The sequence below is a fragment of the Halopseudomonas sp. SMJS2 genome, assembly GCF_029866945.1.
Lineage (GTDB): Bacteria > Pseudomonadota > Gammaproteobacteria > Pseudomonadales > Pseudomonadaceae > Halopseudomonas > Halopseudomonas bauzanensis.
In genome coordinates, this window is record NZ_CP123445.1 from 3017618 (window position 1) to 3044201 (window position 26584).

The 26584-nt window shown below is 62.1% G+C and carries 24 protein-coding genes; 16 read left to right on the forward strand and 8 right to left on the reverse strand.

Annotated features, from left to right (window positions below; translation table 11 throughout):
- Position 1: 1 nt before the first annotated feature.
- Together QAO71_RS14205 and QAO71_RS14210 are read left to right on the forward strand one after the other, a co-directional pair.
- Positions 2-670: a fumarylacetoacetate hydrolase family protein gene (locus QAO71_RS14205; RefSeq protein WP_036989224.1), complete on the forward strand. Its 669-nt coding sequence runs from the start codon at positions 2-4 to the stop codon at positions 668-670.
- 79 nt (positions 671-749) lie between these two features.
- Positions 750-1682, forward strand: a complete 933-nt coding sequence (locus QAO71_RS14210) for an SdiA-regulated domain-containing protein (RefSeq protein ID WP_051610775.1) — start codon at positions 750-752, stop codon at positions 1680-1682.
- On the opposite strand, the gene QAO71_RS14215 is transcribed toward QAO71_RS14210, so the two are convergent.
- Both QAO71_RS14215 and QAO71_RS14220 read right to left on the reverse strand, forming a co-directional pair.
- Positions 1636-2115 (reverse strand): DUF523 domain-containing protein, encoded by a 480-nt coding sequence (locus QAO71_RS14215; RefSeq protein WP_036989223.1) that lies wholly within the window; start codon positions 2113-2115, stop codon positions 1636-1638. The genes QAO71_RS14210 and QAO71_RS14215 overlap by 47 nt on opposite strands.
- Positions 2116-2121: 6 nt before the next feature.
- Entirely contained in the window at positions 2122-2757 is a 636-nt protein-coding gene (locus QAO71_RS14220; protein ID WP_074777629.1) for a 2OG-Fe(II) oxygenase, read from the reverse strand.
- 153 nt (positions 2758-2910) lie between these two features.
- On the opposite strand from QAO71_RS14220, the gene QAO71_RS14225 reads away from it, so the two are divergent.
- Complete coding sequence (locus QAO71_RS14225) at positions 2911-3663, forward strand: DUF2059 domain-containing protein (protein ID WP_280164724.1); 753 nt, start codon at positions 2911-2913, stop codon at positions 3661-3663.
- A gap of 32 nt (positions 3664-3695) precedes the next feature.
- Here the strand turns inward: QAO71_RS14225 and QAO71_RS14230 are convergent, their stop codons facing one another.
- On the reverse strand, positions 3696-4628 hold the full coding sequence (locus QAO71_RS14230; protein ID WP_280164725.1) for an alpha/beta hydrolase: 933 nt from the start codon (positions 4626-4628) through the stop codon (positions 3696-3698).
- 180 nt (positions 4629-4808) lie between these two features.
- Here QAO71_RS14230 and QAO71_RS14235 point away from each other — a divergent pair, with 180 nt between their 5' ends.
- Both QAO71_RS14235 and QAO71_RS14240 read left to right on the forward strand, forming a co-directional pair.
- The gene (locus QAO71_RS14235) at positions 4809-6986 is read left to right on the forward strand and encodes a malate synthase G (protein WP_280164726.1); all 2178 of its coding nucleotides are present in this window, start codon (positions 4809-4811) and stop codon (positions 6984-6986) included.
- Positions 6987-7090: 104 nt separating this feature from the next.
- Positions 7091-7375 carry a hypothetical protein gene (locus QAO71_RS14240; RefSeq protein ID WP_036989218.1) on the forward strand — a complete coding sequence of 95 codons (285 nt, stop codon included), beginning with the start codon at positions 7091-7093 and terminating at the stop codon, positions 7373-7375.
- Positions 7376-7403: 28 nt separating this feature from the next.
- Here the strand turns inward: QAO71_RS14240 and QAO71_RS14245 are convergent, their stop codons facing one another.
- From QAO71_RS14245 to QAO71_RS14260, 4 genes are all read right to left on the reverse strand, one after another.
- Positions 7404-9278, reverse strand: coding sequence for an alpha/beta fold hydrolase (locus QAO71_RS14245; protein WP_280164727.1), 1875 nt, complete (start codon positions 9276-9278; stop codon positions 7404-7406).
- A 288-nt stretch (positions 9279-9566) separates the two neighbouring features.
- On the reverse strand, positions 9567-9836 hold the full coding sequence (locus QAO71_RS14250; protein ID WP_036989217.1) for a cell division protein ZapA: 270 nt from the start codon (positions 9834-9836) through the stop codon (positions 9567-9569).
- Complete coding sequence (locus tag QAO71_RS14255) at positions 9833-10060, reverse strand: hypothetical protein (RefSeq protein WP_280164728.1); 228 nt, start codon at positions 10058-10060, stop codon at positions 9833-9835. The genes QAO71_RS14250 and QAO71_RS14255 overlap by 4 nt, the downstream gene beginning before the upstream one ends.
- Before the next feature lie 71 nt (positions 10061-10131).
- Positions 10132-10776 carry a TetR/AcrR family transcriptional regulator gene (locus tag QAO71_RS14260; RefSeq protein WP_280164729.1) on the reverse strand — a complete coding sequence of 215 codons (645 nt, stop codon included), beginning with the start codon at positions 10774-10776 and terminating at the stop codon, positions 10132-10134.
- A gap of 85 nt (positions 10777-10861) precedes the next feature.
- Here QAO71_RS14260 and QAO71_RS14265 point away from each other — a divergent pair, with 85 nt between their 5' ends.
- The 3 genes from QAO71_RS14265 to QAO71_RS14275 all read left to right on the forward strand — a co-directional run bounded on the left by QAO71_RS14265 (position 10862) and on the right by QAO71_RS14275 (position 16136).
- Entirely contained in the window at positions 10862-11962 is a 1101-nt protein-coding gene (locus tag QAO71_RS14265) for an efflux RND transporter periplasmic adaptor subunit (RefSeq protein ID WP_036989214.1), read from the forward strand.
- Between the two features lie 2 nt (positions 11963-11964).
- Positions 11965-15042, forward strand: a complete 3078-nt coding sequence (locus QAO71_RS14270) for an efflux RND transporter permease subunit (protein ID WP_036989212.1) — start codon at positions 11965-11967, stop codon at positions 15040-15042.
- 323 nt (positions 15043-15365) lie between these two features.
- Positions 15366-16136: a hypothetical protein gene (locus QAO71_RS14275; RefSeq protein ID WP_280164730.1), complete on the forward strand. Its 771-nt coding sequence runs from the start codon at positions 15366-15368 to the stop codon at positions 16134-16136.
- Here QAO71_RS14275 and QAO71_RS14280 read toward each other — a convergent pair.
- On the reverse strand, positions 16133-16372 hold the full coding sequence (locus QAO71_RS14280; protein WP_348273398.1) for a hypothetical protein: 240 nt from the start codon (positions 16370-16372) through the stop codon (positions 16133-16135). The two genes, QAO71_RS14275 and QAO71_RS14280, sit on opposite strands and share 4 nt — an antisense overlap.
- A 269-nt stretch (positions 16373-16641) precedes the next feature.
- Here QAO71_RS14280 and norR point away from each other — a divergent pair, with 269 nt between their 5' ends.
- The 8 genes from norR (at position 16642) to tatA (ending at position 26583) form a co-directional block, all read left to right on the forward strand.
- The gene (norR, locus tag QAO71_RS14285) at positions 16642-18276 is read left to right on the forward strand and encodes a nitric oxide reductase transcriptional regulator NorR (protein WP_063607982.1); all 1635 of its coding nucleotides are present in this window, start codon (positions 16642-16644) and stop codon (positions 18274-18276) included.
- Between the two features lie 68 nt (positions 18277-18344).
- Positions 18345-20513 (forward strand): NosR/NirI family protein, encoded by a 2169-nt coding sequence (locus tag QAO71_RS14290; protein ID WP_136868832.1) that lies wholly within the window; start codon positions 18345-18347, stop codon positions 20511-20513.
- A gap of 40 nt (positions 20514-20553) precedes the next feature.
- Positions 20554-22479 carry a TAT-dependent nitrous-oxide reductase gene (gene nosZ / locus QAO71_RS14295; RefSeq protein ID WP_280164732.1) on the forward strand — a complete coding sequence of 642 codons (1926 nt, stop codon included), beginning with the start codon at positions 20554-20556 and terminating at the stop codon, positions 22477-22479.
- 225 nt (positions 22480-22704) lie between these two features.
- A complete protein-coding gene (locus tag QAO71_RS14300; RefSeq protein WP_280165693.1) occupies positions 22705-23964 on the forward strand; it encodes a nitrous oxide reductase family maturation protein NosD in 1260 nt (419 codons plus the stop codon).
- Complete coding sequence (locus QAO71_RS14305; RefSeq protein WP_036989207.1) at positions 23964-24890, forward strand: ABC transporter ATP-binding protein; 927 nt, start codon at positions 23964-23966, stop codon at positions 24888-24890. Before QAO71_RS14300 ends, QAO71_RS14305 begins: the two co-directional genes overlap by 1 nt.
- Positions 24887-25714 (forward strand): ABC transporter permease subunit, encoded by an 828-nt coding sequence (locus QAO71_RS14310; protein ID WP_280164733.1) that lies wholly within the window; start codon positions 24887-24889, stop codon positions 25712-25714. The genes QAO71_RS14305 and QAO71_RS14310 overlap by 4 nt, the downstream gene beginning before the upstream one ends.
- A 27-nt stretch (positions 25715-25741) precedes the next feature.
- Complete coding sequence (locus QAO71_RS14315) at positions 25742-26332, forward strand: nitrous oxide reductase accessory protein NosL (RefSeq protein ID WP_280164734.1); 591 nt, start codon at positions 25742-25744, stop codon at positions 26330-26332.
- Positions 26333-26394: 62 nt separating this feature from the next.
- Positions 26395-26583: a twin-arginine translocase TatA/TatE family subunit gene (tatA, locus tag QAO71_RS14320; RefSeq protein WP_211242597.1), complete on the forward strand. Its 189-nt coding sequence runs from the start codon at positions 26395-26397 to the stop codon at positions 26581-26583.
- Position 26584 lies beyond the last annotated feature (1 nt).

Genomic DNA, 26584 nt, shown 5'->3' on the forward strand with positions numbered 1-26584 from the left:
CATGACCTACCAGCATCAGTTCAGTGACGGCACGCCAATCGATTTACCCCTGGGCAAGGTGGTTTGCGTAGGCCGCAACTATGCGGAGCATGCGCGGGAGTTGAACAACCCGGTTCCCAGCGAACCGCTGCTGTTCATCAAACCGGCCACCTCGGTAGTGCCGCTGGCCAACGGTTTCCGCCTGCCGACCGGCCGTGGCGCCGTACATTACGAGACCGAAATCGCCCTGCTGATCGGCACCCCGCTATCCGGCACCATCAGCCCGGCGGATGCCGCGGGCGCCATTGCCGGTGTCGGCCTGGCGCTGGACCTGACCTTGCGCGAGCTGCAGGACCAGCTCAAGGCCAAGGGGCATCCCTGGGAACGGGCCAAGGCGTTTGATGCGGCCTGCCCGCTATCGCCCTTTGTCCGTCTCGAGCAGGCCCCGGCGCTGAATGCCATTCCACTGCAACTGACGATCAACGGCGAGCTGCGCCAGCAAGGCAACAGCGCGGACATGATCACGCCGATCATTGCCCTGCTGCAGCATATCGCCGGTGTATTCACTCTGCTGCCGGGTGATGTGGTGATTACCGGAACCCCCGCCGGGGTCGGCGTGCTGAATGCCGGCGATGAACTGGAGCTGGCGATTCCCGGAGCCCTGCAACAGGCCACCCGGGTAATCGGCTGACCGCCACTGACCGCACCGGGAACTTTCCCGGTCAGCGGGCAGTCTTGACAGCTTTACACCTCCCTCAAGGAACAGCCGTTTGAAACGTTATCTGCTGGCCGCCATTACGCTGTTGATGGTCGCAGGCTACACCTTCCTGCATTCCAATAATCTCGATGTCCTGCTGTGGCAAAGCTGGAAACTCAATCGTCAGCCGATGCCGGAACAAGCCTTTGACCTGGGCCGTTACAAGGTCGATATCGAAGCGCTGCCCATTCCCGAGCTGGAGGACGACCTCTCCGCACTGACCTACAACAGCGACAGCGATACCCTGTTCGGCTTGCTCAATGGTACGCCACTGATCGTCGAGCTGAGCCTGGACGGCAAGCTTCTGCGTAGCATCCTGATCAAGGGCGTGGAGGACATGGAAGGGCTCACCCATGTGTCCGGCGACCGCTATGTGGTTGCCGAGGAACGTCGGCGGCGACTGCTGGAAATCGAGATCCCCGACGATGCCGTGGAACTCGACGTGACCGACGCTCCCAGCCTGACGGTGGCCCTGGACGAAGAGCCGGACAATAAGGGCCTGGAAGGCCTGTCCTGGGATGCCCAGCGCGAGCGTCTGATGGTGGTCAAGGAACGCGACCCGATGCGGGTATTCGTCGTCACCGGCTTTGTCGGGCAACCGGAGGATGCCTCGATCAGCATCCACCTGGAGCCATCGCTGCAGCCTGACAACCTGTTCATGAGCGACCTGTCTTCGCTGTCGGCAGACAGCCTCACCGGCCAGTTGCTGCTGCTCAGTGACGAGTCGCACATGGTGGTGGAATACAGCGCCGACGGCCAGCCGCTCAGCCTGCTGGGATTATGGCGCGGTATGAGCGGCCTGAGCCGGACGGTCCCCCAGGCGGAAGGGTTGACCGTCGACAGCCAGCGGCGCATCTACATCGTCAGCGAGCCAAACCTGTTCTACCGTTTTGCACCCGTCAATCCGTCAGCAGCGCAGCCAGCGACTCCAGCTCGCTCTCGTTGAACACCTGCACCCCGTGGCGGCGTAAAGCCGCCGTGGTGACGCCCTCGCCGGCGACGCGGGAGCCGCTGAAGCTGCCGTCATAGGTTTCATGGTTGCCGCAGGAGGGGCTGCGGGCCTTGAGCACAGCGAATGCGATATTGTGACGACTGACCAGTTCCACTGCGGCAGCAGCGCCGGCGAGGAAGGCGGCGCTGACATCACGCCCATCGACATCCACTACCGGCACCAACCGATCCAGTACCGCCGCGCCCTGCCCGCCTGGAATTTCGGCTGGCGGCCTGGGTGTGGGTAGTCCACCGCTCACTTCCGGACACAGCGCAACCACCCGCCCCTGCGCCTGCCATTGCTGCAGCAGGGAATAGGGGCCGTGGGCACCGCCGTCATAGCGGACCGGCTGGCCCAGCAGGCAGCTGCTGACGAGAATCTTCTGCATATCTGCTCACACCATCAACGGATTGTCCGGGCGCCGCCGGAACCAACCCACCAGACTGGCCCGGTCACGCTGCGCCTGGAGTACTTCATGGGGCAGGCTGTCACTCATGAACACTGCCAGGGTTCCCGCCCGTGGCGGTACATCCATCGCGCCGTCGGGCAAATATAGCCGCAGCTCGCCGCCATCGCCCGGTTGCCACTGGCTGTTGAGATAGAGAACTACCGAGACGGTGCGCAGCGGGTTGTCCTTGAACCGGTCCACATGGCGCTGGTAGCCGGCCCCGGGCGGATAGAGCGCATAATGCGTCTCGAAATTGTCCAGACCGAGGAACAGTGTCCGGTTCAACGCCCAGCGCAGGTCCTCCATGGCCTGCAGATAGGCCGCGGCGGCAGGATTGGGCGGGCAGTCGTCCAACCAGCGGATATGATCGCCGCGGATTTCCGGCACCACCACCTGCTCCCCAGCCCGCCCCACTGCCGCCGGCTGCAGCGCCTCGCTGGCCCACAGGGAACGGCAATTGCGCTCCAGCTCGCCGAGCAGCTCAGCGGGCAATGCGCTCTCGGTTATCGACCAACCGTGCACAGCAAGGCTATCAGCCACACAGACCAGACGGTCGGGCGCAGTGGCAGGGAACTCGGGCATCCTGTTCATACTCAAATCGGGTAGCGGCATCGCCCTGCCACGGACGGGGCACGGCGGACAAGACCCGGGGATCCGGGCGCCGTATAGTGTAAACGGACCGCCTCTTGCGTAACAGCACCCGATACTTCCCTGACTCCATGATTGCGAGGATCCATGCGCCCCTTCCCCCTGTCTTCTCTGTGGTTCATTTTTGCTGCCATGCTGCTGGGCAGCCTGTATGCCGGTTATGCCAGCGCCAGCCCAGCCGAGCTGTATCAACGCTCCGGCATGGCGCAACATCAACAACATTTCCAGGCGGCGCTGCAGAGTGCGCAACAGCGCTATGCCCGGCAACTTCCGCCGGCAGTACAGGAAACCCTGGTACGCAACAGCAGCCAGCGCTTCGAACCCCAGGGCATGCATGATCGCGCCCAGGCGCGGCTGGCCCTGGCCATGGAGCCGGCCGCCATCCAGCAGGCACTGACCTTCTTCAACAGTCCACTGGGAAGCAAAATAGTTTCAGCGGAAACCCGGGCCAGTGCACCGGCCTCGGTCGCAGCCATGCAGCAAGGCCTGCCAGTCCAGCAGCTGAGTCCTGAGCGTCGAGCGCTGATCGAGCGATTGGCCACCCGGTTACCCGCGTTGGAGTTGGGCGTGGAAGTTTCCATGGCGTTGACCGGCCTCGCGGCCCAGAGCGCCAATGATCTGCTCGGCGGGCTGATGAAGATTCCACAGCAAGGCGGCAGCGACAGCCGTGATCGCCTGCGCTCACAGATGCGCCCGAACCTGCCGGATACCCTGGCTTATGTCTATCGCGATCTGAGTGACGATGAGCTGACGCGCTTTGTGCAATGGACGGAGTCTGCCGGTGGGCAAGCCTTCTACCGCGCCACGGAGCAAGCCGTGCGCGATGCCCTGAATCCCTGATGTTGGATTGGGAGCTGCCATGCAGCTCCCGCTCAGTGGCCCAGGCGCTCGCCCAGCCAGTCGAGATACTGCCGGCGATACCTGGGCTTTTCATTGGCCAGGTGATGACGCGCCTCGGGCAGATAGAACAGCTCCGGGGCGTCGAACTTGTCCTGCAGGACCTTGATGTTGTGTTGCCAATCCACCGTCCCATCAGCCTGACCCTGCACGATCAAGGGTCGATGGGAGGCCGGAGTGGCCGTCTCGATGCGCGGGATCCACTTGTCCAGTGCCTGCACCCAGGCGACGGGTAGCACCTGCGCCTGCAGCGGATCATGCTGGCGAATGAACTCGAGGAAATCCACATCCGTGGAGTTGTCGCTGAAGCGCCGCCCCAACTGCTGGATGAAACCGCCCAGCAGCTTGAGACTGAATTGCGAAACGCCCCACTGGCGTGGCCGCACCAGTGGGGCCATCAGAATGGTCTGGCCCGACTGCTCCGGCATCGGCCCATGCAGCAGCCGGTCGATCAGAATCGCCCCGCCGGTGCTCTGTCCGAGGAAATGCCAGGGCGCTGGCAGCTTCCACAACCGCCCCTGCTCGAAAACCCCGTCCAGCACTTGCTGATAACGCAGAAAACAATCGATGCTGGCCCGCTCGCCGCTCGACAGGCCGTGCCCCGGCAGATCGAAGGCCAACACCGCCAGCCGCTGCCCGAGCGCCCAGCGGATCAGGTGTCGGTACAGCCCCATATGGTCGTAATAGCCATGCAGCAGCACCAGCGTGCCGCACGGCGCCGATGGCCGCCAAACCTGCACCGCGACATCGAAGCCGTCCACGGTGATGCGCCCCAGATGTTGCTGCACCTCGGCACTGAAGTCGATACCGTAATAGGCAGCATACTGCCTGGCGGCCGGGTTGAAGGGCTGACCCGGTTCCAGCTCGGGCAACTGCTCGACGAGCGCATCCAGAAAGGATTGATCCATTAACATCCCGGCTTGTCCTGAGGCAGCAGACGGGTAAATCTCTGCCGCTTTAGTCTGATATCGACACAATTCCATGTTTTGAGCATGATTTGCAAACGATCATCATGTAACATGCTGCGTTTCCAAATGCCACGTCCTTATGCGCTATCGCGCAGTATCTCAGCAGAGTGAGAGGTTTTCATGACTGAACGCGTCCAGGTTGGTGATCTCCAGGTTGCCAAGGTTCTTTTCGATTTCATCAACGAACAAGCCATTCCCGGCACCGGTGTACAGGCCGATGCGTTCTGGGCCGGCGTAGATGCACTGCTCCATGACCTGGCGCCCAAGAACCGCGCCCTGCTGGCCAAGCGTGACGAGCTGCAGGCCACTCTCGATGCCTGGCACCAGGAGCGTACCGGCCAGCCCCACGATGCCGCTGCCTACAAGGCGTTTCTCCAGGACATCGGCTATCTGTTGCCTGAACCCGCCGATTTCAAGATCACTACCGAAAACGTCGACAATGAAATCGCCACCATGGCCGGCCCGCAGCTGGTGGTGCCGATCATGAATGCCCGTTTCGCGATCAATGCCGCCAACGCCCGCTGGGGTTCGCTGTACGATGCCCTGTATGGCACCGATGCCATCAGCGAAGCCGACGGTGCCGAAAAAGGCCCCGGCTACAATCAAGTACGTGGCGACAAGGTCATTGCCTTTGCCCGCACGTTCCTTGATGAGGCAGCACCGCTGGCCAAAGGTTCCCATGTAGACGCCACCGCTTATACCATTGATCAGGGTCAATTGCGCGTTGCCTTGAAAGACGGCAGCCAGACCGGTCTCAAGGAAGCCGATAAGTTCGTTGCCTTCCAGGGCAATGCCGCCACTCCCCACGCCGTGCTGCTGAAGAACAACGGCCTGCATTTCGAAATCCAGATTGATCGCGAAAGCCCCATCGGCCAGACCGACGCGGCTGGCGTGAAGGATGTGCTGATGGAAGCCGCCATCACCACGATCATGGACTGCGAAGACTCCACCGCCGCCGTTGATGCCGAAGACAAGACCGTGGTCTACGGTAGCTGGCTGGGTCTGATGAAGGGCGATCTGGCCGAGCAGGTCAGCAAAGCGGGCTCCACCTTTACCCGCACCATGAACGCCGACCGGGTCTACACCCAGGCAGATGGTTCCGAGCTGACCCTGCATGGCCGCTCGATGCTGTTCATCCGCAACGTCGGCCACCTGATGACCAACGATGCGATCATCGACAAGGACGGCTTCGAAGCGCCGGAAGGCATCCTTGATTGCGTGTTCACCGCACTGATCGCCCAGCACAACCTCAAGGGCAACACCAGCCGCGCCAACAGCCGCACCGGCTCGATGTATATCGTCAAGCCAAAGATGCACGGCCCGGAAGAAGTCGCCTTCGCCAACGAGCTGTTCAACCGCGTGGAAGACCTGCTCGGCATGGCGCGCAATACCCTGAAAATGGGCATCATGGATGAGGAACGCCGCACCACCGTCAACCTGAAAGCCTGCATCAAGGCTGCCAGCGAGCGCGTGGTGTTCATCAACACCGGCTTCCTCGACCGTACCGGTGACGAGATCCACACCTCCATGGAAGCCGGCCCGGTGGTGCGCAAGGCTGCCATGAAGGCCGAGAAGTGGATCGGCGCCTATGAAGACTGGAACGTCGATCATGGTCTGAACTGCGGCCTGTCTGGTCGCGCTCAGATCGGCAAGGGCATGTGGGCCATGCCCGATCTGATGGCAGGCATGCTGGAGCAGAAGATCGGCCACCCCATGGCCGGCGCCAACACCGCCTGGGTGCCCTCGCCCACCGCCGCCACCCTACACGCCCTGCACTACCACAAGGTCAACGTGTTCGAGCGCCAACAGGAACTGGCCAAGCGCACCTTCGCCTCGGTGGACGACATTCTCACCATTCCGCTGGCCAAGGACACCAACTGGACCGCGGAAGAGAAGCAGAACGAGATCGACAACAACGTTCAAGGCATTCTCGGTTATGTCGTGCGCTGGATCGACCAGGGCGTTGGTTGCTCCAAGGTGCCGGATATCAATGATGTCGGCCTGATGGAAGACCGCGCGACCCTGCGTATCTCCAGCCAGCTGCTGGCCAACTGGCTGCGCCACGGCATCATCACCGAGCAGCAGGTGATCGATAGCATGCAGCGCATGGCCGAAGTGGTTGATCGGCAGAATGCCGGCGATCCAGCCTACCGCCCGATGGCGCCCAACTTCGATGACAGCGTCGCCTTCCAGGCCTCGCTGGAGCTCATCCTCCAAGGCACCAAGCAGCCCAACGGTTACACCGAGCCGGTCCTGCATCGCCGCCGCCGCGAGCTGAAGGCCAAGCTGGCACGATAAACAACCGCAGCACCCCGAGCCCGGCAGGTTTCCTGCCGGGCTTTTTTGTTTCCGCGGCCTGATCGTGTACGGAACGCGAAAGTGCCGGCCGGGTCTGAGTCTGCATGGATACCGATACCCTGATCAATCTGCTGCAATGGCCAGCCATGGTCGTCACCCTGGTGGCGGCCTGGCTGGTGGGATCACGCCAACGACTGAAACGCCTGGCCGGCTTCGTCTGTTTCATCGCCAGTAATGTGCTGTGGATCATCTGGGGCTGGCACACCCATGCCTGGGCGCTGATCGTGCTGCAGATCGGCCTGTTTCTGATGAACCTGCGCGGCACCCGCAAGAATGCCGAGTCGGCAGAGACCGATACAACATTGACGCAAAAAGGGGCGTCATCATGACGCCCCCATTGTCGCTCACAGACGGCGCTTAATCCTGCGCGGTTCCGGTCGCATAATCCCTGAACTGGACCGATACCGAACGCACCTTGTCAGACGGCCAGTTCGGCACGTTGATTACCTGCTCCTCGCCCCCACCGCGCGGCTGCAAGCGGATCGCAATGATCTCGCCAGCATGCGATGACGCCGGCAGGAACAGGTCCAGCCCGGACATGAAGGGCAAAAGGTGGAACAGCTGATCAGGCTCCGCCAGGTTGCTGCGCTGATCGCTGTTGCGATCATGCAGGAACAAGCTGCTCAATCGCTTCAGCAAGGGTGCCGTCAGCTCGGTTACCACATCGGTCCCATTGACGGTCAGGCGATCATTATCATCACCCTGATCACCCCACAGCTCCTTGTCCCGGCCGATGATGATATTGGTATGTGCCGCGCTGCGATGCAGATACTGGCCAACGCCGGTTCCCGGCAGGGAGGTATTCAGCCGCACCAGGAAACTGTCCTGCGGGTATCCCTCACGGTAGAAATATTGATCATTGCCTGGTTCAGGATGCAGCAGGGCATATTCGAGAACGGCGTCCCGGTCGACCTGCAGCGGTCCCCAATCACCGCTGACTCCGATTCGCTGTGTGTGCAACGGCACGTCACTGAGCCGTACCCCGGTATGCGGGTCGGTCTGGTAGATTTCCAGGGTGGTGCCTTCTGCACCGATATTCTCGGGGAAGATATGCGTCTTGCCGGCGATCCAGACCTGTTGGCCTGCAGCCTGCGGAATGGCAGTTTCGGCCGGCGCCTCACCGTTGAAGAAATGGTACATGCGCTCGAACGACTCCGCCGACGTGGCGACCTCGATGTGACCTACCGGGGCGTCTGCCGCAGGATAGACATTCTGCGCGCCCACTACGGTACGGTCGACATATTGCCCCCACAACGCCAGCGTCGGTACGTCGCCGGGCTGATGATCAACCGCCGCACCGTCGACACTGACATAGCGGGCTACCTTGGCAGCATTGGCCGGTTCGGAGAGATACACCAGGCTGACCCGGGTGCCCATGGAATGGCCAATCAGATTGACCTGCTGCGCTCCTGTGGCGAGCAATAGCTGGTCGATGATGCGGTTGATACTGGCGTTGCGGGCCGCCGCCTGCTCCGGATCGAACGGGTCCTGACCCGTAGCGGTGTTGTATTCATAGACCCCGATATGCGCCAACGGGTAACCGTTGGCGCGCAGGCGCTGGGCCTGGGACTCGAACTGCGACGCCGAGCCTGCGCCGCCATGGATGAACAGCACTGGCAGCCGGTCGTGTTGCAGCTCGGCGCCGTCCAGCTGCGCCAACGAGTCCTGCAGATGTTGCCAGGCCGGCAGCCGCGCGCGCAATGAACGCTCACCGGCACGGCTGTTCTCATCGAAGACGCCCGCTTGGTTGAGCTCGTCCAGCAGACCGGCCACGGCTTGCTCGAAGGCTTCGTCATCGCTGAAGTCAAGGTTCTCCAGGCGATGCTGCTGCGCATACTCGGTCACCTGCTGGTCGATCTCATCGGAGATCTGGATGCCATTGACCAGGTTGCCATCGGCATCCAGGCTCTGCAGCAGCCGGGCCATGTTCACCACAGCGGCATCCGCTGGGTCCGCGTCGGGCAGCAGGTTAATCGGGGTAATGACGCTCTGGCCGGCAGCCGAACCCAGCTGGATACCGCCCACGGCAAAATCGATATTTTCTCCTGGGCGGTAGACGAAGGCGCCCTCGGCACTGGTCCTGCCCTGCTGAGTCTCTGTACTGAACCTCAGTCCGCTCACCGCGCTGTCAATGAAAACCCCTTCGCTCAGCTCATCGGAGCGGGAGTCGGAACTACCCGAGCCGGAAAAACACCCCGCCAGCATGACTGATGCGATACCTATAGCCGACATGCGCAAGCCGCTTGCAGACGGCAGAGACCTCTTGTTCCTGTTCATCACATACCTTCAGTTTTTGTAGTTATTGTCAGGGGTCGCCTCTGGAGCGAGGCAACCATTGTCAATCCGAGACAGCAGACGAGACACTCCATCCTACCGTTTCGACATGGAGCATATATGAGAAGCGGATCACACAAGCCCACATAAACAGAATGAATATTCACTCATCAAGCAGGACAGAAATTACCGACTCGACTAGTTGATAAGGAAGGAAACCAGGGAAGGCGGGAAAGGTGAAGCTGATCAGTCCACCGATTGAAACTGGGCGACCAGCGCAGTCAGGCGGTGCTCCGCCTGCTGCAGCTGTTCGTTCTGCTGGATCTGGGAAACACACAGCGCCAGCGCCGTGGTCACCAGCAATTGGTGCGCATCGCTACCGGCACGCTGCTCGCGGGATTCGTTCAATTTCTGCTGCAGCAGCTCAGTGGCCTGCTGGAACAGCAGTTCCTCGCTCTCGCTGATGCGGAACGAATAATCCTGCCCCAGAAAACTGACTACCCGCACGTTGCTCATGCCTCAGCGCTGACGCCACTGCGCTGCAGAATGGCCTGCAGCCGACCCACCGTGGAGCTCAATTGCTCTTCCTGCTCCATGGCTGCCAATTGCAGACTGTCGTTCTCATCCTTGACCTGCTGCAACTCCTGTTCGAGGCGAGCGATGTTCTCGTTCTGCGCGCGGTTCTGCTCCAGCAGATCGGTAACCAGTCGTTCGAGCTGGGTGAGAGTGGTTTCCAGCATGTCATACCCCCTGGGAAAAAGGCGCAGAGGATATCCCAAAGCGCCCCGCACCACCAGCCGCCCTTCACCGGTCAGCGGGAATGAGTGCCATAGATACGCAGAAAGATATCCACCACTTCGGCGACATGCTGCTGACGATCCACCGCGTTCATCGATTGCTCATGGCCGATCAGCAGGCGAAAGTTGTGATCGCCCTTGAGCAGACAGAAGAAATGGCGCGCCGCATTGATCGGGGTTTCGATCTCCAACTCGCCACGGCCCACCGCCCGTTGCAGCACCTGCACCATGCCTTCGCATACCCGCTGCGGCCCGGCTTCGTAGAACAGTTGCGCCAGCTTTGCATCCTGCCCGGCCATCCGCACCAGCAGACGATGCAGCGCCAGCGACTCAGGACCGTTGATCAGCAGGCAGAACGCATCGCCAATACGCTGTAACAGGATGCGGATATCCGTCTCGGCGGGATGTTCGAAGAACAGCTGCGGCATCTGGCTTTCACAGACATTGCGGATGGCTGCGGCGTACAGGGTGTCCTTGTCGCTGAAATGGCTGTAGACGGTGAGTTTGGAGACCTCCGCTTCCCCGGCGATGGCCTCCATGCTGGTGCCCTCGTAACCGTTGCGCAGAAACAGCGCCTGGGCCGCGTGCAGGATGGCTTGGCGCTTGGCCGGGTCTTTCGGGCGGCCGGGACCGCTGGGGCGTAATTTTTTTTCAGACATGTCTTTAAATACTGGACTGGCGGGTTTGGTATTAATACTATACCTGTCAGTTCAATTATTCCAACTCTGTGACAGGTCGCCGCCCATGTCCCGCCATGCCCTACTCGGCTTTATCGTTCTCGTCCTCACCAGCGCCCTGAGCGGCTGCCGTGAGCCTGAAATCGTCGAAACGCCACCCCGCCCGGCGGTCGTGGTACACCCCCAACCGGCCGAGGCGCAGGTGCAGAGTTATCCCGGTGAAGTACGGGCGCGCTTCGAGCCGGAGCTGGCATTCCGTATCGGGGGCAAGGTCACCAAGCGCATGGTGGATGCGGGTGATCGGGTCCGTAAGGATCAACCGCTGGCCGAACTCGATCCCGAGGACGTGCGCCTGCAGCTGGAAGCCGCGCGGGCGCAGGTGGCAGCCGCCGAGGCCAATGTGCACTTGGCCAGGACCGAGCGCGACCGCTATCGCACGCTGCTGGATCGCCAGATGATCAGCTCTTCGCAATATGATAATGCCGACAATACCTATCGCTCGGCCGCAGCGCGGCTAAAGCAGGCCCGGGCCGAGTTCGATGTGGCGGATAACCAAGCCACCTACAGTGTGCTGCGGGCGCCACAGGATGGCGTTATCGCCCAGCGCGCGGTCGAGGTCGGGCAGGTGGTTGCCGCCGGTCAGCAGGTTTTCGTGCTGGCGGCCGATGGTGAGCGCGAGGCGCTGATCAGCCTGCCGGAAAGCAGCATTGGCCATATCGCCATTGGCCAGGCGGTGGACGTACAACTGTGGTCCCGCCCCGAGGACCGTTTTGCCGGCACCATCCGCGAGCTGTCGCCGGCCGCCGATCCGCTGACCCGCACCTTTGCGGCCCGGGTCAGCTTCAACGCCGATGCGCAGCGAGTCGAGGTCGGTCAGAGCGCCCGCGTCTTTATCCGCCAGTCCGATCAGGTGCCGCTGGCAGTCCCCCTGTCTGCGGTGAGCGCGGAGCAAGGTGAGAGCTTTGTCTGGGTGGTCGATCCGCAAACCCATGCGGTGGTTCGTACGCCGGTGCGTATGGGCAACTATGGTCAGGAGCACGCGACCATTCTCGATGGGCTGCAGGCTGATGATTGGGTCATCGCTGCCGGGGTGCATATGCTGGTCGAGGGCCAGCAGGTGCAGCCGGTGGATCGGCAGAATCGCAGCGTGACACTCGCCGGAGAATAGACATGTCATTCAATCTTTCCGCCTGGGCACTGCGCAACCGCCAGATTGTTCTGTATTTCATGCTGGTGCTGTCGGTGGCCGGGTTCCTGTCCTACGGTGAGCTGGGCCAGAGCGAGGACCCGCCCTTCACCTTCAAGGCCATGGTGGTACGCACCAATTGGCCAGGGGCGACGGCCGAGGAAGTGGCGCGCCAGGTCTCCGACCGGATCGAACAGAAGGCCATGGAAACCGGTGCCTACCAGCAGGTGGTGTCCTATTCCCGGCCCGGCGAATCGACCCTTACCTTCGTCGCGCTGGATACGCTCGACTCCAAGGAAATCCCCGAACTCTGGTATCAACTGCGGAAGAAAATCGGCGACATTCGCCACACCCTGCCACCGGATGTCGTCGGCCCCTTCTTCAATGATGAGTTCGGCACGACATTCGGCAATATCTATGCACTGACCGGTGACGGTTTCGATTACGCCCTGCTCAAGGATTATGCCGAACGCCTGCAATTGCAGCTGCAGCGGGTCAGGGATGTGGGCAAGGTGGAGCTGATCGGCGTTCAGAACGAGAAGATCTGGATCGAGCTGTCCAACCTCAAGCTGGCGACTCTGGGCCTGCCGCTGGCCGCTGTGCAGCAGGCGCTGGAAGAACAGAACACCTTGCACGAGGCGGGCTTCTTCGAGACTGCCGATGAGCGGGTGCGCCTGCGGGTATCCGGACAGTTCGAGACGGTCGAGCAGATCCGCCAGTTTCCCATTCGCATCGGTGACCGCACCTTCCGGATCGATGACATTGCCGACGTGCACCGGGGGTTCAATGACCCCATGGCACCACGCATGCGCTACATGGAGCAGGACGCGCTGGGCCTGGCGGTCTCGATGAAGCCCGGTGGCGACATCCTGGCGCTGGGCAAGACCCTGGAAACCGAATTCGAACGCATGCGCCAGACGCTGCCCGTCGGCCTGCAATTGCACAAGGTATCCGACCAGCCAGAGGCCGTGCGCGAGAGCGTCGGCGAGTTCGTCAAGGTGTTAGCCGAAGCGGTCATCATCGTGTTGCTGGTGAGCTTCTTCTCCCTCGGTCTGCGCACCGGCCTGGTGGTCGCGCTATCGATTCCGCTGGTGCTGGCGATGACCTTCACGGTGATGAACTACTTCAACATCGGCCTGCACAAGATTTCCCTGGGCGCCCTGGTTCTGGCGCTGGGCCTGATGGTGGACGATGCCATCATCGCGGCGGAGATGATGGTGATCAAGATGGAGCAGGGTTTCGATCGCCTCAAGGCGGCCAGCTTCGCCTGGACCAGCACGGCGTTCCCGATGCTCACCGGCACGCTGATCACCGCTGCGGGCTTTCTGCCCATTGCCACCGCTGCTTCGGGGACCGGTGAATATACTCGGGCGATCTTCCAGGTGGTGACTATCGCGTTGCTGGTTTCCTGGATCGCTGCGGTCATCTTCGTGCCCTACCTGGGGTACAACCTGCTGCCCGACATGGCAAAACTGCATGCCAAGAAACACGGCGGCAGCCCAGACGGCCATGACCCCTACGCCACCCGCTTCTACCAACGGGTCCGCAGCACGGTGCAGTGGTGCGTGGTCCACCGCTGGCTGGTGATCGGTGTGACCCTGGGGCTGTTCATCGGCTCGATACTGCTGTTCCGCCTGGTACCGCAGCAGTTCTTCCCGCCCTCGGCGCGCACCGAACTGATGGTTGATCTCACCCTGGCCGAGGGGGCATCGCTCAAGGCCACCCAGGCCCAGGCCGAGCGCCTGGAAGAGCACCTGCGCGAACATCCCGGCATCGACAACTTCGTGGCCTATGTCGGTACCGGCTCGCCGCGCTTCTATCTGCCGCTGGATCAGCAATTGCCGGCGACCAACTTTACCCAGTTCGTCATCAAGACCCACTCGATCGCAGACCGCGAGCAGTTGCGCAGCTGGCTGATGACGTTGCTGGATCAGGAGTTTCCCGAAGTGCGAGCGCGCGTCTCTCGCCTGGAGAACGGCCCGCCGGTGGGTTATCCGATCCAGTTCCGCATATCCGGTGAACACATCGACGAAGTGCGGCGCATCGCCCGAGAGGTCGCTGCCAAGGTGCGGGCGAATCCGGGGGTGGCCAACGTCCATCTCAACTGGGAGGCACCCAGCAAAGTGGTGCTGCTGCAGATCGATCAGGAACGCGCCCGGGCGCTGGGCCTGAGCACCAGCGACGTCTCGGGCTTTCTCTCCAGCCAGTTGACAGGTACCACCGTGAGCCTGTTCCGCGAGGGGGACGAGCTGATCGAGATTGCCCTGCGCGGCACCGTTCAGGAACGCGAGGCGCTACAGCACCTGCCCAGCCTGGCGATTCCCACCGGCGATGGACGCAGCGTAGCGCTGGAGCAGGTGGCGACCCTGGAATACGGCTTCGAGGAAGGTGTCATCTGGCGACGCGATCGCCTGCCGACGGTGACCGTAAGGGGCGACATCCATGGCAGCGAACAGCCGGCCACCCTGGTACAGCAGATCATGCCCAGCCTCGACCCGATCCGAGCCGAATTGCCGGCCGGATACCGCTTCGCAGTGGGCGGTACCGTAGAAGACTCGCAGCGGGGGCAGAAGTCGATCATCGCGGGCATACCGCTGTTTCTGCTGGTGGTGATGACCCTGCTGATGTTGCAACTGCGCAGTATCTCGCGCTCGGTCATGGTGTTCCTCACCGCACCACTGGGGCTGATCGGTGTGACGCTGTTCCTGCTGGCCTTCCGCGAACCTTTCGGCTTCGTCGCCATGCTCGGCACCATTGCCCTGTCCGGCATGATCATGCGCAACTCGGTCATCCTGGTCGATCAGATCGAGCAGGATATCGCCGCCGGGCATGACCGCTGGCATGCCGTCATCGATGCCACAGTACGCCGCTTCAGGCCCATCGTATTGACCGCGCTGGCGGCCATCCTGGCGATGATTCCGCTGTCGCGCAGCGAGTTTTTCGGGCCGATGGCAGTGGCCATCATGGGTGGTCTGACCGTGGCCACGGCGCTGACGCTGCTGTTTCTGCCCGCGCTGTATGCCGCCTGGTTCCGGGTGCGCGAAACCGAAGGGCAGAACTGATGTCCCCGGCCCGCCTTTGTTGTCACTTTCGGCGAATTTGACTACACGGGGCGGGATTAGAGCGACGCAGGAAGCCGAGGCCGAGACCCGAATTTGCGGTCCGGCCCCGGTGTCGCCGATGGATCCTTCGCCTTGGCGAAGGACGACGGGTTCCGGCTATACGCTCGAATACCGCGTGGTAAAGCGCTCCGTGAGTGAAAGGTTAGGAGTTTTTGTTTAGATAAGAACCATACTTGTTTGCATTGCGCCATTCTCGAGTATTGCTGGCATCCCCTTAACGCTTCCCCGTTGTACTGCCAGGAAGCCTCGCAGGAGTGCCACGGTTGACTGCCACCTTCAAATCCATCGATACAGCTACCCATGCCCGGCTGGTTGCCGATATTCGCAGGCAGGGCTTCGCCTGCATCCCCGACTACCTCAATGCCGAGCACCTGGCCCGCCTGCGCAGCGAGCTGTCGACCCAGGCAGTGCAGCACCATGGCAACTATTTCGCCTACCATGGCGGCTCGGCGGTCGAACGCAGCCTGCTGGGTCTGCTGGCCGAATCCACCGAGTTCTGCGCGCTGCTCGACTCCATCCATCGCCTGAGCTGCGCCCGGCCCGCCCATGATCCGGTAATCCGTCAGGTGCTGCGCTGCGTGCAAGGCCAGACCGGCCGACGCGAGTCCAATGCCTTCCATTACGATGCGACTCTGGTCACCGCCCTGGTGCCCATCGAGATTCCTCAGGACGCGGAACAATGTGGCGATCTGCTGATGTTTCCCAATATCCGGCCGGTGCGCTCCAATGCCGCGTTCAACCTGCTGGAGAAGGCGCTGCTGCAGAATCGCCTGAGCCGTGCGCTGCTGGTCGCCGCCATCGCCCGCGGCTGGGCGCGGCCATTGCGGTTGATCCTGCAGCCAGGCAACCTCTATCTGTTCTGGGGCTACCGCACCCTGCATGCCAACGAGCCCTGCAGCCCCACGCACCGCCGGGCCACGGCACTGTTCCATTACGGCGACCCCCACGCCGGCTGCCTGCTGACCCGCATGACCCTGAAACTGACCGAGCGGCGCGCCCGCCGGCGCAGCCGCCCGCCCCTGGGTAACCTCTAGCGACTGGCTGCCTGCAGTCGGGCGCCGCGCCGCTCGACCTGCTGGCCGATAGCGAATTCTGCGCCTGGCGAGCGGACCACCCGCTCCGCGCCATTGGCATCGCGCACTGCATAGGCCCTTTCTTCCAGGCCGCTGGCGGTCTGCAGGCCCTGACCGACGAACAGCCCGACGCCAGCCCCCACTAGCGCACCCAGCGGGCCACCGGCGGCGCCGCCGAGCATGAGGCCGGTGCTCACTCCCAGGGCGCGCCGGCGGTGGTATCGGTGGTCTCGGCGACGATCTCGTCGGCCAGGGCAAGATGGCCGGCGGTGGTCAGCGCCAGGGTCAGTGCGAGGGTGATGATGGATTTCATAGGATTCTCCTGTGGGATGTAAAAGCTCCCGGTTCACCTATCACAAAGCGTGCCACCGCCGGAATTGACCGAAATCAAGGACTTGTCCGCCGCGGGTGGTCATATTCACAACCGTGTTTCAGGTAATGAAAACCCAAGCGTTGTGGATAGGACATGACTCCCAGCCCCGTGCTCACCACCCTTCTCCCGCTGCTGGATGATCTCAGTCGGGATCTGCCCCAGGCCGAACACTACCGGCGCCTGCTGCTGGCGCTGCGCGCCTGTCTGCCGTGCGATGCGCTGGCGCTGTTGCGTCTGGACGGTGATCTGCTAGTGCCGGTGGCAGTGCTGGGACTGAGTCCGGACACCCTGGGCCGCCGCTTCCGGGTGAGCGAGCATCCGCGGCTGGCGCAGGTTCTGGGCAGCCGGGGTGCCATCCGCTTTGCCGCTGACTGCGACCTGCCAGATCCCTATGACGGTCTGGTCGAAGGGACACCGGGGCGCCTGCAGGTCCATGACTGCCTGGGTTGCCCGCTGACCATTGATGACCGCCCCTGGGGTCTGCTCAGCCTGGATTCGCTGGACCCAGCCCGCTTTGGCCATATCGATCTTCCCAGCCTGGAAGCATTCACCCGCCTGGCGGCAGCCACGGTCAAGGCGTGCGAGCGTATGAACAGGCTGACGCGTCAGGCCGAGGATGGGCGAAAGCTCGCGGAAACCTGGCGCCAGGTCGCCAGCTGCGCTACTTCCCGAGAGCTGATCGGTGCCAGCCAGGCCCACCGGCATCTGCTGAAAGAAATCGATCTTGTAGCCAGAAGTGATCTTTCGGTATTGATCAGCGGCGAAACGGGCGTGGGCAAGGAGCTGGTCGCCCAGGCGGTCCATCAGCGATCCGAGCGCCGCAACAAGCCGTTAATCAGCCTCAACTGCGCCGCGCTGCCCGAGTCGCTGGTCGAGAGTGAGCTATTCGGTCATGTGCGCGGCGCATTCTCCGGCGCCACCGGCACCCGCGGTGGCAAGTTCGAGCTGGCCGATGGCGGCACACTGTTTCTCGATGAGGTCGGCGAACTGCCGCTGAGCGTGCAGGCCAAGCTGCTGCGGGTACTGCAGAACGGCCAGTTGCAGCGCCTGGGGTCGGATCAGCAACTGCACGTGGACGTGCGCATCATCGCCGCCACCAACCGGGATCTGGCAGAGGAAGTGCGCGCCGGGCGTTTTCGCGCCGACCTGTACCACCGTCTCGGCGCCTATCCATTGCGTGTGCCCGCGCTGCGTGAGCGCGACGGCGATGTGCTGTTGCTGGCCGGCTACTTTCTGGAACAGGGCCGCACCCGGCTCCAGGCTCCCGGGCTGGGGTTGAGCCAGGCGGCTCGCGACGCCCTGCTGGCCTATGACTGGCCGGGCAATGTGCGCGAGCTGGAGCACCTGGTCAGTCGGGCCATTCTCCGAGCCCGGGCCAGGGGCGCGGGCGCGCCGTTACCGCTGCAGCTGTCTGCGGCGGATCTGGATCTGGCCGCAGTTGTCGCTCCCGCCAGCGTCGCCGCGCAGATCGCCAATGCACAGTTGCCGCATTACGGGCTGCGCCAGGCGGTAGACGCCTATCAGCGCCAGCTCATCGAAACCGTACTGACCCACAATCACGGCAACCTGTCGGCGACTGCCCGTGCCCTGCAGATCGATCGCGGCAATCTGCACCGGCTGGTCCGGCGGCTCGGGCTGGTAGTCACAGGCAGACCCGATCGCCGCGCTGGCTCCGGAAGTGATAGCGATACTCATCAGAAAATTGCCCCGTATTTGACAGGATGTTGATACTGATCAAGTCTTCTTTAACTGGGGGTTATTAGAATGAAAATACTCTTGATATGGAAAGAACTGCTATGAAGTTGTCGATAGTTGCCGCGGTTCTCAGCAGATGGATGCTGGCCATCGGCCTGTTGTTCGCGACCCTGTCACTGGCACCCGTGTTGGCCGCCGATCAATCCCTCATCGATCAACGGATCGAACAGTTCTTCCCCCAGGCGACCGTCATTTCCGAACCGGAAGGCGACTACGGGGTGCGCACGCTCAGCGATGCCGTCGGCACGGTGTACGGTTACGCCTTCGAAAGCATCAACGTGCTCAACATTCCTGCCTATTCCGGCAAGCCGATCAATATGCTGGTGCTGATGGACACCGACGGGGTAATTCAGGACGCCTACGTGCTGGAACACCACGAACCTATCCTGCTGATCGGTATTCCCGAGCAGAAACTGCATGATTTCACTGCCCTGTATGCCGGCGTCAAGGCGGACCAGCGGGTGGTGGTTGGCCGCTCCAGGGATGAGAACGCCATTACCGTCGATGCCGTGTCCGGCGCGACGGTGACGGTGATGGTGGTCAACGAGATCGTCATGCGCGCGGCGCATGACGTGGCCGCATCGCTGGGCCTGGTCAAGGGCAATCTCACCGCCCGCGGCAAGCCGGCGACCGTCCGTGAGGATGTCTACCAGGAGGCCAGCTGGCCTGAGCTGACCGGCGACGGCTCGATCCGCCGACTGCTGTTGAGCAACGCGGATATCAACCGCGCCTTCCAGGGCACTGAAGCCGAGGGTGTCGACGAGGCTCCGGCGGAACGCAGCGAGGAAACCTTCATTGATCTGTATACCACCTGGCTGAACGCGCCGACCATCGGCCGCGCCGTGCTGGGCGACAACCAGTATCGCTTCCTGATGGACGATCTCAAGCCCGGCGAACATGCCTTCGCGGTGCTGGGCAGCGGCCAGTATTCGTTCAAGGGCTCGGGCTATGTGCGCGGCGGCATCTTCGACCGGGTACAGATTCGTCAGTTCGGCAACATCCACAGCTTCCGCGACCTGGACCATATCCGCCTGTATGACGTGATGGCCGAGGGCGCCCCGCCATTCCAGGAAATGGCCATCTTCATCCTCCGTGAAGATGCCGGCTTCGATCCCGGCACGCCCTGGACCCTGGAGCTGCTGGTACGTCGCCAGACCGGCCCGGTGGACAGCATCTTCGTCAGCTTCGAGCTGCCCTATGAAACGCCCGAGCAATACATCGAGCGCCCAGTGCCCACGCCCGAGGAACTGCGCGCCATCGAGGAAGCCAATCGCCCGGTGTGGGTCAACATCTGGTATCAGAAGAGTTTCCAGGTCGGAGTGATCCTGGCCGCCCTGCTGCTGTTGACCGTCATCCTGTTCTTCCAGGACAACTTCGCCCGGCACCCGAATTTCCTGCGCTGGTTGCGCCACGGTTACCTCACCTTCACCGTGGTGTTCATCGGCTGGTATGCATTGGGGCAATTGTCGATCGTCAACGTGCTGACCTTCGCCCATGCGCTGTTCACTGATTTCCGCTGGGAGCTGTTCCTCAGCGACCCGGTGATCTTCATCATCTGGACCTTCACCGCCGCCAGCATCCTGCTGTGGGGCCGCGGCGTGTTCTGCGGCTGGTTGTGCCCCTTCGGGGCATTGCAGGAGCTGATCAACGAGATCGCCCGCAAACTGAAGATTCCCCAGTACGAGCTGCCTTTTGCCGTACATGAACGACTGTGGGCCATCAAGTACATCATCCTGCTGGTGCTGTTCGGCATCTCGCTGGAATCGATGATGATGGCCGAGAAGGCCGCCGAGGTGGAGCCCTTCAAGACCGCCATCACCCTGAAGTTCGATCGCCAATGGTGGTTCGTGCTGTACGCGGTGATTCTGCTGGTGATCAACATCTTCACCCGCAAGGTGTTCTGCCGCTATATCTGCCCGCTGGGCGCGGCCCTGTCGGTCACCAGCCGGGTGCGCCTGTTCGACTGGCTCAAGCGTCGCAAGGAGTGCGGCAACCCCTGCCAGCTGTGCGCCAAGGAGTGTGAGATCCAGGCGATTCACCCCGATGGACACATCAACCACAACGAGTGCCATTACTGCCTCGATTGTCAGATGACCTATCACAACGAGAACAAGTGTCCTCCGCTGATCCTCAAGAACAAGCGCAAGACACGTGGAAAGAAAGCGCCGGACGAGCAGTTGATTCCGGTGGTGCAAGTAGTCGAACCCTGACCCGCAAGGTCAACGAAGATGGCCCAATAAGGAGCTGAACATGAGCGACAACCCCAAAAACCTTCCGGCCAACCCGGAATCCAAAGGACTGAGCCGGCGCGGCTTCCTCGGCGCCAGCGCGATGACCGGGGCGGCGGTAGCGGCTACGGCCTTCGGCGGTGCGGTGATGAGCCGCGAAACCTGGGCCCAGGCGGTCAGTGACGCCCAGAAGAAGGCGCAGGCCAAGATTCATGTCGGCCCCGGCGAGCTGGATACCTACTACGGTTTCTGGTCCGGCGGTCACCAGGGCGAAGTGCGGGTCTTCGGTGTGCCCTCCATGCGCGAGCTGATGCGTATCCCGGTATTCAACGTCGATTCCGCCACCGGCTGGGGTCTGACCAACGAGAGCCGTGCCATATTGGGCGACAGCGCGAAGTTCCTCAATGGCGACTGCCACCACCCGCACCTGTCCATGACCGATGGCAAGTACGACGGCAAATACCTGTTCATCAACGACAAGGCCAACAGCCGTGTGGCGCGTATCCGTCTGGACATCATGAAAACGGACAAGATCACCACCGTGCCCAACGTGCAGGCCATCCACGGTCTGCGCCTGCAGAAGGTGCCGCACACCAAGTACGTGTTCTGCAACGCCGAGTTCATCATCCCGCATCCGAACGATGGCAAGAATTTCGCCATGGATGACGAGAACAGCTACACCATGTACAACGCGATCGACGCGGAAACCATGGAAGTGGCCTGGCAGGTCATCGTCGATGGCAACCTCGACAATACCGACGCCGATTACACCGGTCGTTTCGCCGCCTCCACCTGCTACAACTCGGAAAAGGCGCTGGATCTGGGCGGCACCATGCGCAATGAGCGCGACTGGGTGGTGGTATTCGACGTGGAGGCCATCGAAGCTGAACTGAAGGCCGGCAACTTCATCACCTTGGGCGACTCCGAGGTGCCGGTGCTCGACGGCCGCAAGAAGGATGGCCAGGACAGCAAGGTCACTCGCTACATTCCAGTACCGAAGAACCCCCACGGCCTGAATACCTCTCCTGACGGCAAGTACTTCATCGCCGCCGGCAAGCTGTCGCCCACCGCCTCGATCATTGCCATCGACAAGCTGCCTGACCTGTTTGCCAACAAGTTCGAAGATCCGCGCGAGGTCATTGTCGGTGAGCCCGAACTGGGTCTGGGGCCGCTGCACACGACCTTCGACGGCCGCGGCAACGGCTACACTACCCTGTTCATCGACAGCCAGGTGGTCAAGTGGAATATCGAAGAAGCGATCCAGGCCTACAATGGTGAGAGCGTCAATTACATCAAGCAGAAGCTGGATGTGCATTATCAGCCGGGCCATACCCACGCATCACTGACCGAAACCTCCGAAGCCGATGGCCAGTGGCTGGTGGTCCTGAGCAAGTTCTCCAAGGACCGCTTCCTGCCAACGGGCCCGCTGCATCCCGAGAATGACCAGCTGATCGACATCTCCGGTGAGGAAATGATCCTGGTGCATGACGGCCCCACCTTCGCCGAACCGCACGACTGCATCATGGCGCGCCGCGATCAGATCCGCACTAAGAAGATCTGGGACCGCAACGACCCCTTCTTCGCCGATACCGTGAAGATGGCCGAGGCCGATGGCATCAACCTGACCAGCGACAGCAAGATCATCCGCGACGGCAACAAGGTCCGGGTGTACATGGTGTCGATGGCACCGTCCTTCGGTATCAACGAGTTCACCGTCAAGCAGGGCGACGAAGTCACCGTGATCATCACCAACATTGACCAGATCGAGGACGTATCCCACGGCTTCGTCATGGTCAACCATGGTGTGAGCATGGAGATCAGCCCGCAACAGACCTCGTCGATTACCTTCACCGCCGACCAGGCCGGGGTGTATTGGTACTACTGCAGCTGGTTCTGCCATGCTCTGCACATGGAAATGTGTGGTCGCATGCTGGTCGAGCCGACGTGATGCGTTGCCCGGCGCCTCCATCGACGCTCCGGGCATCAGCATAAAGCGGTTGTAGGAGCGGTCTTGACCGCGAAGCCTTTCGTCAGGCCCGTTCGCGGCCAAGGCCGCTCCCACATAAGCCCGGCCCGGAAAAAGCAAGATCCGCCTAAGGGCGCGCATTCCAAGCGGCATAAGGAAACAGCATTGTTCGAGCATCAGGCCATACGCTGGCGCCTCCCGGCATTCATATTGTTGTGCGGCCTCGGCACGACGGTACGTGCCGCCCCTCAACCCTTATCTGCCCTGCCACTTCAACCCGCCGCCGATGGCTGGGTGCTCCCCGCAGGAGACCATGTCGGCCCGTTCATCATCGACCAGCCCATTACCCTGCGCTGCGCCGAGGGCGCGGTGCTCCAGTCGGCAGGCCAGGGCAACGTCCTGACCATCAGCGCGAGCGATGTCACCATCAAGAATTGCGATTTGCGCAACTGGGGACACAACCTGACCGACATGAACGCGGCCATCTTCGTCGAACAGACGGCCCATGACGTGGTATTGCGCAACAACCATCTGCGCGGACCGGGGTTCGGTATCTGGTCGGATAGCACGCGCAATCTGCGGGTCGAGCGCAATCTGGTCGAGGGCGATCCCGAGCTCCGCTCCCAGGATCGTGGCAACGGTATCCACCTGATCAATACCAACGAGGCCACTGTTATCGACAATCGCGTGTTGAACACCCGCGACGGCATCTACCTGGGCAACTCGAACAACAACCTTATTCAGGGCAACCTGATGGAGGACCTGCGCTTCGGCATCCATTACATGTTCTCCCAAAGCAACCGGGTGATCGACAACACCACCCGCCGCACCCGCACTGGCTACGCGCTGATGCAGAGCCGCATGCTGACGGTCGAGAACAACCGCTCCGAGGATGACCGCAACTACGGCATCCTGATGAACTTCATCACCTATTCCACGATCAGCAACAACGTCGTGTCCAACGTCCAGCGTGGCCAGACCGGCGACGACAGCATGATCAAGGGCGGCGAAGGCAAGGCGCTGTTCATCTACAACTCGCTGTTCAACACCATCCACAACAACCACTTCGAACGCAGCAACCTGGGCATCCACCTCACCGCCGGATCGGAGAACAACAAGATCAGCAGCAATGCCTTTGTCGGTAACGAACAGCAGGTCAAATACGTCGCCACCCGCACCCAGGAATGGTCGGTCGAGGGCCGCGGCAATTACTGGAGCGATTACCTGGGTTGGGACCGGAACGACGACGGCCTGGGCGACGTACCCTATGAGCCCAACGACAACGTCGACCGCCTGCTGTGGATGTACCCGCAGGTGCGGCTGCTGATGAACAGCCCGGCCATTCAGTTGCTGCGCTGGGTACAGCGGGCCTTCCCGGTCATCAAGATGCAGGGCGTGCAGGACAGTCATCCGCTGATGCAGTTGCCCACCACCCATCTGACTCAACGAACACAGGAATCCCCTTGATGAATGCGGTTGAAATTCGCGGCGTCAGCAAACGTTACGGCAAGGTGACCGCGCTGCGCCAATTGGATCTGCAACTGGCGCCGGGCGAAGTGCTGGGCCTGTTCGGGCACAATGGCGCCGGCAAAACCACCACCATGAAACTCATCCTCGGCCTGCTTACGCCCACCGAGGGGCAGGTGCAGGTACTGGGCGGCACGCCGAACACCCCGGACATCCGCCGCCAGCTTGGTTATCTGCCGGAGAACGTGATGTTCTACCCGCAGCTGACCGGCCGCGAGACCCTGCATCACTTCGCCCGCATCAAGGGCGCCGCCGGCCAGCAGGCCGATGATCTGCTGGAACAGGTCGGGCTGGCCCATGCCGTCGACCGACGGGTCAAGACCTATTCCAAGGGGATGCGCCAGCGTCTGGGACTGGCCCAGGCACTGCTCGGCAACCCGCAGCTGCTGCTGCTCGATGAACCCACCGTGGGGCTGGACCCGATCGCCACCCAGGATCTGTACATCCTCATCGATACCCTGCGCCAGCAAGGCACCAGCGTGGTGCTCTGCTCCCACGTGCTGCCAGGGGTGGAAGCCCACATCAACCGCGCTGCCATCCTTGCCGGTGGTCAGCTGGAAGCCAGCGGCACCCTGACCAGCCTGCGCAGCGAAGCCGGTCTGCCGTCACGTATTCGCGCCAGCGGCCTGCAGCATCGGGAGCAATTACTGCAGAGCCTGGGCGCAGAGGGCCAGACCCCACGGCCGCTGGGCAGCGACAGTATCGAGCTGGTCGGCAGCAGCAGCGGCAAGATCGCCCTGCTGCGCCAATTGCTGGAGCAGGACCAGCCCAGCGATATCGAGATCATCCAACCCTCGCTGGAGGATCTGTACCGTTACTACACCGACCGTGCAAAGCAGGCGCAGGCCGCGGAGGGCAAGGCATGAATCAGATCTGGAATATTGCCCGCAAGGAACTGAGCGACGGTCTGCGCAACCGCTGGTTGCTGGCGATCAGCCTGCTGTTTGCGGCGCTGGCGGTGGGCATCGCCTGGCTCGGCGCGGCGGCCTCGGGGCAGTTGGGCTTTACCTCGATCCCGGCGACCATCGCCAGCCTGGCCAGCCTGGCGACCTTTCTGATGCCGCTAATCGCCCTGCTGTTGGCCTATGACGCCATCGTCGGCGAGGACGAGGGCGGCACCCTGATGTTGCTGATGACCTACCCCATCGGCCGCGGCCAGATCCTGCTCGGCAAGTTCGTCGGCCACGGCCTGATCCTGGCGCTGGCGGTGCTGATCGGTTTCGGTTGCGCGGCGGTGGCCATCGCCCTGCTGGTCGAGGATATCGAGGTCGGCCTGCTGGTCTGGGCATTCGGCCGCTTCATGCTGTCCTCGACTCTGCTGGGTTGGGTCTTCCTGGCGCTGGCCTATCTGCTGAGCAGCATGGTCAGTGAGAAATCCAGCGCCGCCGGCATGGCCCTGGGCGTGTGGTTTCTGTTTGTGCTGGTGTTCGATCTGGCGCTGCTGGCACTGCTGGTATTCAGCGAAGGCGAGTTCAATCCCGACCTGCTGCCCTGGCTGTTGCTGCTCAACCCGACTGACATCTACCGGCTGATCAACCTGTCCGGCTTCGACGGCGCCAATGCCATCGGCGTACTGTCGCTGGGCGAGGATCTGCCCATCGGTGGCGCCCTGCTCTGGCTGTGCCTGCTGGCATGGGCCGGCCTGGCGCTGCTATTGGCCTATATTGCATTTCGGCGCCGTGCCGCCTGATCAGAAAACCAGAATAGGAAAACTGTCATGAACATGAGTTACAAATCTGGCCTACGCACCGCTCTGCTGATGCTGTTCGCGCTCACCCTCACCGCCTGCGGTGAACAGGAGGAGGCGCCGGTGAAGCTGGACCCGGTCGCCTTTCACGAGGCCGATGAGTGCCACGTGTGCGGGATGATCATCGCGGACTTCCCCGGCCCCAAAGGCCAGGCAGTGGAGCGCAATGAGGTGAAGAAATTCTGCTCCACTGCGGAAATGCTGAGCTGGTGGCTGCAACCGGAGAACCGCATTCTGGATGCCCGACTCTATGTGCATGACATGGGCCAGAGTCAGTGGGATCAGCCCGACGACGGCCATCTGATCGACGCCCGGAAAGCCTGGTACGTATCCGGCACGCCACTGAAGGGCGCCATGGGTGCGTCCCTCGCGTCCTTCGCCGACCAGGCTGCCGCCGAGGCATTGGCCGCGGAGCACAACGGCACGGTGCTGCACTTCGACGAGATCGATCAGGACGTTCTGCAGCAGGCCGCAGCGGCGCAACATGGTGATATCCACGACATGATGCAGCAGGGCGATATGCACGATATGGGTGACATGATGCAAGGCGACATGCATTGACCAAGCAAGACAACCACGCCGGCCACCGTGGCCGGCCAACAGGGCAAGGGGAGTAACTCGAGATGATGGGCATCAGTATCTGGCAACTTCTGATCATTCTGCTGATCGTGGTCATGCTGTTCGGCACCAAGCGCCTGCGCGGGCTGGGTAACGACGTCGGCAGCGCCATCAGCGGTTTCCGCAAGGCGGTCAACGACGGCGAAAACAGTCCCCAGGCACTGGAGGCGGAAAAGCTCAAGAGCCAGCAATAAT